Below are 7,954 nucleotides of genomic sequence, written 5' to 3' on the forward strand. Positions count from 1 at the left end.
TCTTGAAAAGCTTCTGCTGCTTCTTCGCGACGGGGGAGTCGCCCGCGATCACGCGTCCGCGCCGGGCGCGACGGGTGTCGACGACCGATCCGATCGCGAGAGCCAGCGTGATGCCCCAGCTGAGCCACGCGAGGGCGGTGCGCCACGTGAAGGGCTCGTCGTTGCGCAGAGCCCGCAGGAGCGTGATGCCACCCGTGATGGCGCTGAGAAGACCCGTTCCGAAGATGTACTGGCGCATGTGTTCAACCTACCGAGGAGCGCGTTGCGACGCCGCGCCTTGACAGGCGGGGCGTCCATATCGCATCCCGTCCAGCCCTCTGCGCCGCTCGATGCCGCTGTTAGCCTGAGGTCGATCCCCGAGGAGGACCTGTGACCCAGGCCGATTTCGTCGTCGTCGCCAACCGCCTTCCCGTCGACCGCACCCCGGACGGTGAAGGGTGGCGTCGTTCCCCCGGCGGTCTCGTGACCGCCCTCGAGCCGGTGATGCGTCGCGCCGACGGCGCGTGGGTCGGGTGGGCCGGCCAACCCGACGTCGAGCTCGACCCGTTCGAGTTCGACGGAGTGCACCTTGTTCCCGTCGTGCTGTCGGCGGCCGACGTGCAGAACTACTACGAGGGCTTCTCGAACGACACGATCTGGCCGCTCTACCACGACGTCATCGCCGCGCCGACCTACAAGCGCGCGTGGTGGGACGCGTACGTCCGCGTGAACCGCCGATTCGCCGAAGCCGCGGCCGCCTCTGCTTCTCAGAACGCGACGGTGTGGGTGCAGGACTATCAGCTGCAGCTCGTTCCCAAGATGCTGCGGGAACTCCGGCCCGACCTGACGATCGGCTACTTCCACCACATCCCGTTTCCCGCCTACGGCCTGTACTCGCAGCTCCCGTGGCGCAAGCAGGTCCTCGAGGGCCTGCTGGGCGCCGACGTGATCGGATTCCAACGCGTTGCGGACGCGGGCAACTTCGCGCGAGCCGTGCGGCGTCAGTTGCGGTACGAGACCAAGGCCAGCGGCATCCTGGTTCCGGACCCGAAGGGCGGCACGCGCGTCGCCCTCGCCAAGGCGTTCCCGATCTCGATCGACGCCGACTCGTACGTCGAGCTCGCGCAGAAGCCCGAGATCCAGCAGCGCGCGAAAGAGATCCGCGAGGGCCTCGGCAACCCCCGCAAGATCCTGCTCGGGGTCGATCGCCTCGATTACACGAAGGGCATCCGCCACCGACTGAAGGCGTGGGGCGAATTGCTCGAGGACGGCCGCGCCACGGTCGAGGACGCCACGCTCGTGCAGGTCGCGAGCCCGAGTCGCGAGCGCGTCGACGCCTACGTGCAGCTGCGCGACGAGATCGAGATGACCGTCGGGCGGATCAACGGCGACCACGACACCACCACGCACACCGCGATCCGGTACCTGCACCAGTCGTACCCGCGTGAAGAGATGGTCGCGCTGTTCCTCGCCGCGGACGTCATGCTCGTGACCGCCCTCCGCGACGGCATGAACCTCGTGGCGAAGGAGTACGTCGCCAGCCGCACCGACAACCGCGGTGTGCTGGTGCTGAGCGAGTTCGCCGGCGCCGCCGACGAGATGGGCAGCGCCCTGCTCATCAATCCGCATGACATCGACGGATTGAAGGATGCCATCGTCCGGGCGATCGACATGCCCGCCGCCGAGCAGGGTCGCCGCATGCGGGCGCTGCGCAAGCGCGTGCGCGAGCATGACGTCGAGGACTGGTCGCGCGAGTTCCTCGAGGCTCTCGCGACGTTCCACGACACGGCCTCGAGCGCGGCGGCCGCCGCCGAGGTCGAGGGCGATTCCGAGGGCGAGGACGCGGAATGACTGCCGCCGACGCCACGATCGAGGCCGTCGCCACGACCGACCGCCTGCTGATCGCCGTCGACTTCGACGGCACCCTCTCTCCTCTCGTCGATGAGCCGATGTCGGCGCGGATGACCCCGGGCGCCCGTGCGGTCCTCGACGACCTGGTCACGCTTCCCCGCACGGTCGTCGCTCTCGTCTCCGGACGCTCGCTCGGCCACCTCCGCGAGATCGCGGAGCACACGGACGACTCGCTCATCTGGCTCGCGGGCTCCCACGGCGTGCAGTTCTGGGTACCCGGGGTGGGTGTCGAGGCGGCGACGGACGACGCCGCGGACCTCGCCCTCCGGGATCGCCTGCAGGACGAGGTCAGTCGTCGCGCCGCCGGGACGACGGGCGTCTGGATCGAGCCGAAGGAGTACGGCTTCGGCGTGCACACCCGGACCGCGGATGCCGAGACCGCGCGCACCGCCCGCGCGGTGGCCGACGAGCTCGTCGCCGCCGAGGCGCCCGGATGGAGGCGTCGCACGGGCCACGACATCCTCGAGTTCTCGTTCCGCCACGAGGGGAAGGACTCCGCCGTCGCGCACCTGCGCGAGCGGGTCGAAGCGACCGCTGTGCTGTTCGCGGGCGATGACGTCACCGACGAGGACGCGCTGCGCTCGCTCGGCCCCGGAGACCTCGGCATCCGTGTCGGCGGGGGAGAGACCGCGGCCACACTGCGCGTCGACGATATCGACGCTTTCGTGACCGTCCTGGAGGACGTCGCGCGTCTTCGCCGCGCGCACACGGATTGATCAGCGATTCGACACTCGTGGCGCATCGGCGCGCTACGCGCGCGCAATAGACTGCGAGGATGCCCGCACCGCAGAATCCGAACACCGGCGAGTTCGACATCAAGCCCCGCAGTCGCGTCGTCACCGACGGCATCGAAGCCACGACCTCCCGCGGAATGCTCCGCGCGGTCGGCATGGGTGACGAGGACTGGGACAAGCCCCAGATCGGCATCGCGTCGAGCTGGAATGAGATCACCCCCTGCAACCTGAGCCTCGACCGCCTCGCGCAGGGCGCCAAAGAGGGTGTCCACGCCGGCGGCGGGTACCCGCTGCAGTTCGGCACCATCTCCGTCTCCGACGGCATCTCGATGGGCCACGAGGGAATGCACTTCTCGCTCGTCTCGCGCGAGGTCATCGCCGACAGCGTCGAGACCGTGATGATGGCCGAGCGCCTCGACGGGTCCGTCCTGCTCGCGGGCTGCGACAAGTCGATCCCGGGCATGCTCATGGCATCCGCTCGTCTCGACCTGTCGAGCGTCTTCCTCTACGCGGGCTCGATCGCCCCCGGCTGGGTCAAGCTCAGCGACGGCACCGAGAAGGACGTCACGATCATCGACTCGTTCGAGGCCGTGGGCGCGTGCCTCGCGGGCAAGATGAGCGAGGCCGACCTCAAGCGCATCGAGTGCGCGATCGCCCCGGGTGAGGGTGCGTGCGGCGGTATGTACACCGCCAACACGATGGCCTCGGTCGCCGAAGCCCTCGGTCTGAGCCTTCCCGGCTCCGCCGCCCCGCCGTCGGCCGACCGTCGTCGCGACTACTTCGCCCACCGTTCGGGCGAGGCCGTGGTCAACCTGCTGCGCCAGGGCATCACCACGCGCGACATCCTCACCAAAGAGGCGTTCGAGAACGCCATCGCCCTCGCCATGGCGCTCGGCGGCTCGACCAACGTCGTGCTCCACCTCCTCGCGATCGCCAACGAGGCCGAGGTCGAGCTGAACCTGCACGACTTCAACCGCATCGGCGACCGCACCCCGCACGTCGCCGACATGAAGCCGTTCGGTCAGTACGTCATGAACGACGTCGACCGTCACGGTGGCATCCCCGTCATCATGAAGGCGATGCTCGACGAGGGTCTGCTGCACGGCGACGCGCTGACCGTCACCGGAAAGACGCTCGCCGAGAACCTCGCCGACCTGAACCCCGACCCCGTCGACGGAAAGGTGATCCACCGCTTCGACGACCCGATCCACGCCACGGGCGGCATCACGATCCTCCACGGCTCGATGGCTCCCGAGGGTGCCGTCGTGAAGTCGGCCGGCTTCGACGGCAACGTCTTCGAGGGCCCCGCCCGCGTGTTCGAGCGCGAGCGCGCCGCCATGGACGCGCTCGAGGCGGGCGACATCGCCGCGGGCGATGTCGTGGTCATCCGCTACGAGGGCCCCAAGGGCGGCCCCGGCATGCGCGAGATGCTGGCGATCACCGCAGCCATCAAGGGCGCGGGGCTCGGAAAAGATGTACTACTCTTGACGGACGGTCGATTCTCAGGCGGCACAACCGGCCTCTGCATCGGCCACATAGCTCCCGAAGCGGTGGACGCAGGTCCGATCGCCTTCGTGCGCGATGGTGATCTGATACGGGTCGATATCGCCGCTCGCACTCTCGACTTGATCGTCGATGAGGCCGAGCTGAGTTCCCGCCGCGAAGGCTGGGAACCGCTTCCCCCGCGCTATACCCGTGGCGTTCTGGCCAAGTACTCCAAGCTCGTGCACTCCGCCGCGGAGGGCGCGGTCACGGGCTGACGGCCGTCCCCCTTTTCTCACCTTCTTCCGGTTCTCGAGGTACTCCCATGTCCATCGATTCCCCTACGGCGGCCGTGCCCCGGCCTCCCGCCCGCACCGCCCCGGCGCCCGTGATGACGGGTGCGCAGGCGGTCGTCCGCTCGCTCGACCTGCTCGGTGTCACCGACGTCTTCGGCCTGCCGGGCGGGGCGATCATGCCCGTTTACGACCCGCTGATGGACGACGAGCACGTCCGCCACATCCTCGTGCGCCACGAGCAGGGCGCCGGCCACGCGGCAGAGGGCTACGCCGCGGCTTCCGGCAAGGTCGGCGTCGCGATCGCGACGTCGGGTCCGGGTGCCACCAACCTCGTCACCGCGATCGCCGACGCCTACATGGACTCGGTGCCGCTCGTGTGCATCACCGGACAGGTGTTCTCGACCCTCATGGGGACGGACGCGTTCCAGGAGGCCGACATCGTCGGCATCACGATGCCCATCACCAAGCACTCGTTCCTGGTGAAGACCGCCGAGGAGATCCCCGGCGCCCTCGCCGCGGCCTTCGAGATCGCCTCGACGGGTCGTCCCGGTCCCGTGCTGGTGGACATCACGAAGGATGCGCAGCAGGCCGAGGTGCCCTTCGTCTGGCCGCCCAAGATCGACCTGCCCGGCTATCGTCCGGTGACGAAGGCTCACGGCAAGCAGATCCAGGCCGCGGCGCAGCTGCTCGCCACCGCGCACAAGCCCGTCCTGTACGTGGGCGGCGGAACGATCCGCGCGAACGCCGCTGCCGAGCTGAAGGTCCTGGCCGAGGCGACCGGTGCGCCCGTCGTGACCACGCTCATGGCGCGGGGTGCATTCCCCGACTCGCACGAGCAGCACCTGGGGATGCCCGGCATGCACGGCACCGTTCCCGCGGTGCTCGCCCTTCAGGAGAGCGACCTCATCGTCTCCCTCGGCGCGCGCTTCGACGACCGCGTGACGGGCAAGGCGTCGCTGTTCGCACCGCACGCGCAGGTGGTGCACGTCGACATCGACCCCGCCGAGATCTCCAAGATCCGCACCGCTGACGTACCGATCGTGGGCGACCTCAAAGAGGTGCTCGTCGATCTGGATGCCGCCTTCCGCGCCGCCGACGCCGAGCACCCGCACGATTACTCGGAGTGGTGGACGTACCTGAACGGCCTCCGCGAGGAGTTCCCGCTCGGCTACACGCCTACCAGTGACGGTCTGCTCTCGCCGCAGCACGTGATCCAGCGCATCGGCGAGCTGACCGGCCCCGAGGGGGTCTACGCCTCCGGTGTGGGTCAGCACCAGATGTGGGCGGCGCAGTTCATCAAGTACGAGCGCCCCAACGCCTGGCTCAACTCCGGCGGCGCCGGCACCATGGGCTACGCGGTTCCGGCCGCGATGGGCGCCAAGGTCGCTCAGCCCGAGCGCGCCGTGTGGGCGATCGACGGCGACGGCTGCTTCCAGATGACCAATCAGGAGCTCGCGACCTGCGTCATCAACGACATCCCCATCAAGGTCGCGATCATCAACAACTCCTCGCTCGGCATGGTGCGCCAGTGGCAGACACTGTTCTTCGACGGACGCCACTCCAACACCGACCTGAACACGGGACACGGCACGCGCCGCATCCCCGACTTCGTCAAGCTCGCCGAAGCGTACGGGTGCCTCGCGATCCGCGTCGAGAAGGAAGACGAGATCGACGCCGCCATCCAGCTCGCGCTGGACACGAACGACCGTCCGGTCGTGATCGACTTCGTCGTGAGCGCCGACGCGATGGTGTGGCCGATGGTGCCGCAGGGCGTCAGCAACAGCTACGTCCAGTACGCGCGCGACCACTCGCCCGCCTTCAACGAGCAGGAGGACTGAGATGTCTCGTCACGTTCTGAGCCTCCTCGTCGAGGACAAGCCCGGTCTGCTCACGCGCGTCGCCGGCCTCTTCGCCCGCCGCGGGTTCAACATCGAGTCCCTGGCCGTGGGCGTCACCGAGGTGCCGGGTCTCTCCCGCATCACGGTGGTCGTCGACGTCGAAGGTCTGCCGCTGGAGCAGGTCACGAAGCAGCTCAACAAGCTGATCAACGTGATCAAGATCGTCGAGCTCGACCCCGCGGCATCCGTCCAGCGCGAGCACGTGCTGGTCAAGGTGCGGGCCGACAACGCGACCCGCTCGAACGTGCTCGAGGTCGTCAACCTCTTCCGCGCGTCGGTGGTCGACTACGCACCCGATGCGATCGTGATCGAGATCACGGGCGACTCGGGCAAGGTCGGTGCGTTCCTGAAGGCCATCGAGCCGTTCGGAGTGAAAGAGCTCGCGCAGTCGGGCCTTCTCGCCGTCGGTCGCGGAGGCAAGAGCATCACCGAGCGCGTCCTCCGCAGCTGAACCCCGTCGGTCCCTGAGCGCGTCGACGGGCCCGACACCCCGAACCCGTCGGTCCCTGAGCCTGTCGAAGGGTCCGACTGCCCAACTTCACACGTCCCACAACCCGGTCCCTTCGACAAGCTCAGGGACCTGAAACCAAGGAGAAAATTCCATGGCAGAGATCTTCTACGACGACGACGCCGACCTCTCGATCATCCAGGGCAAGAAGGTCGCGATCGTCGGCTACGGCTCGCAGGGCCACGCGCACGCGCAGAACCTGCGCGACTCGGGTGTCGAGGTCGTCATCGCGCTCAAGGACGGCTCCAAGTCGGCCCCCAAGGCGCAGGAAGACGGCTTCGAGGTCAAGAACGTCTCGGATGCCGCCGAGTGGGCCGACCTCATCATGATCCTCGCGCCCGACCAGCACCAGCGCTCGATCTACGCCGACTCGATCAAGGACAAGCTGACCGAGGGCAAGACGCTCGCCTTCGCGCACGGCTTCAACATCCGCTTCGGCTACATCGACGCTCCCGAGGGCGTCGACGTGATCCTCGTCGCGCCCAAGGCTCCCGGTCACACCGTGCGTCGCGAGTACGTCGCGGGCCGCGGTATCCCCGACATCATCGCCGTCGAGCGCGACGCCTCGGGTTCGGCCTGGGACACCGCTCTCTCGTACGCGAAGGCCATCGGCGGCACCCGCGCCGGCGTCATCAAGACGACCTTCACCGAAGAGACCGAGACCGACTTGTTCGGCGAGCAGTCCGTGCTCTGCGGCGGCATGAGCCACCTCGTCCAGTACGGCTTCGAGACGCTGACCGAGGCTGGCTACCAGCCCGAGATCGCGTACTTCGAGGTGCTGCACGAGCTCAAGCTCATCGTCGACCTCATGTGGGAGGGCGGCATCGCCAAGCAGCGCTGGTCGATCTCCGACACGGCCGAGTACGGCGACTACGTCTCCGGCCCCCGCGTCATCGACCCGTCGGTGAAGGAGAACATGAAGGCCGTCCTCGCCGACATCCAGTCCGGCGCGTTCGCGAAGCGCTTCATCGACGACCAGGACAACGGCGCGACCGAGTTCCTCGCCCTCCGTGAGAAGGAGCAGGGTCACCCGATCGAGGCGACCGGCAAGGAGCTCCGCGGTCTGTTCGCGTGGAAGCAGCAGGACAGCGACTACGTCGAGGGCTCGGCCGCGCGCTGATCCGTCCGTCGAACGCCCCGGAGCCT

General features: G+C 68.3%; 7 protein-coding genes. 6 read left to right on the top strand and 1 reads right to left on the bottom strand.

The window, feature by feature from the left end; genetic code table 11:
• Window positions 1-238 (bottom strand): hypothetical protein (locus tag P2P98_RS17515; RefSeq protein ID WP_275801538.1); only part of this gene is annotated, 238 nt, incomplete at its 3' end.
• 131 nt (window positions 239-369) lie between these two features.
• Between P2P98_RS17515 and otsA the strand changes: the two genes are divergently transcribed.
• The 6 genes from otsA (at window position 370) to ilvC (ending at window position 7,928) form a co-directional block, all read left to right on the top strand.
• Complete coding sequence (gene otsA, locus P2P98_RS17520; protein WP_275801539.1) at window positions 370-1,830, top strand: alpha,alpha-trehalose-phosphate synthase (UDP-forming); 1,461 nt, start codon at window positions 370-372, stop codon at window positions 1,828-1,830.
• Entirely contained in the window at window positions 1,827-2,606 is a 780-nt protein-coding gene (gene otsB, locus P2P98_RS17525; protein ID WP_275801540.1) for a trehalose-phosphatase, read from the top strand. Before otsA ends, otsB begins: the two co-directional genes overlap by 4 nt.
• A 59-nt stretch (window positions 2,607-2,665) precedes the next feature.
• Window positions 2,666-4,384 (top strand): dihydroxy-acid dehydratase, encoded by a 1,719-nt coding sequence (gene ilvD, locus P2P98_RS17530; protein WP_058614257.1) that lies wholly within the window; start codon window positions 2,666-2,668, stop codon window positions 4,382-4,384.
• Between the two features lie 47 nt (window positions 4,385-4,431).
• Window positions 4,432-6,240, top strand: coding sequence for an acetolactate synthase large subunit (locus P2P98_RS17535; RefSeq protein WP_275801541.1), 1,809 nt, complete (start codon window positions 4,432-4,434; stop codon window positions 6,238-6,240).
• A 1-nt stretch (window position 6,241) separates the two neighbouring features.
• Window positions 6,242-6,751: an acetolactate synthase small subunit gene (gene ilvN, locus P2P98_RS17540; RefSeq protein WP_058595899.1), complete on the top strand. Its 510-nt coding sequence runs from the start codon at window positions 6,242-6,244 to the stop codon at window positions 6,749-6,751.
• Between the two features lie 151 nt (window positions 6,752-6,902).
• Window positions 6,903-7,928, top strand: coding sequence for a ketol-acid reductoisomerase (gene ilvC / locus P2P98_RS17545; RefSeq protein WP_275801542.1), 1,026 nt, complete (start codon window positions 6,903-6,905; stop codon window positions 7,926-7,928).
• Window positions 7,929-7,954 lie beyond the last annotated feature (26 nt).

The sequence above is a fragment of the Microbacterium sp. Kw_RZR3 genome, from assembly GCF_029222405.1.
Lineage (GTDB): Bacteria > Actinomycetota > Actinomycetes > Actinomycetales > Microbacteriaceae > Microbacterium.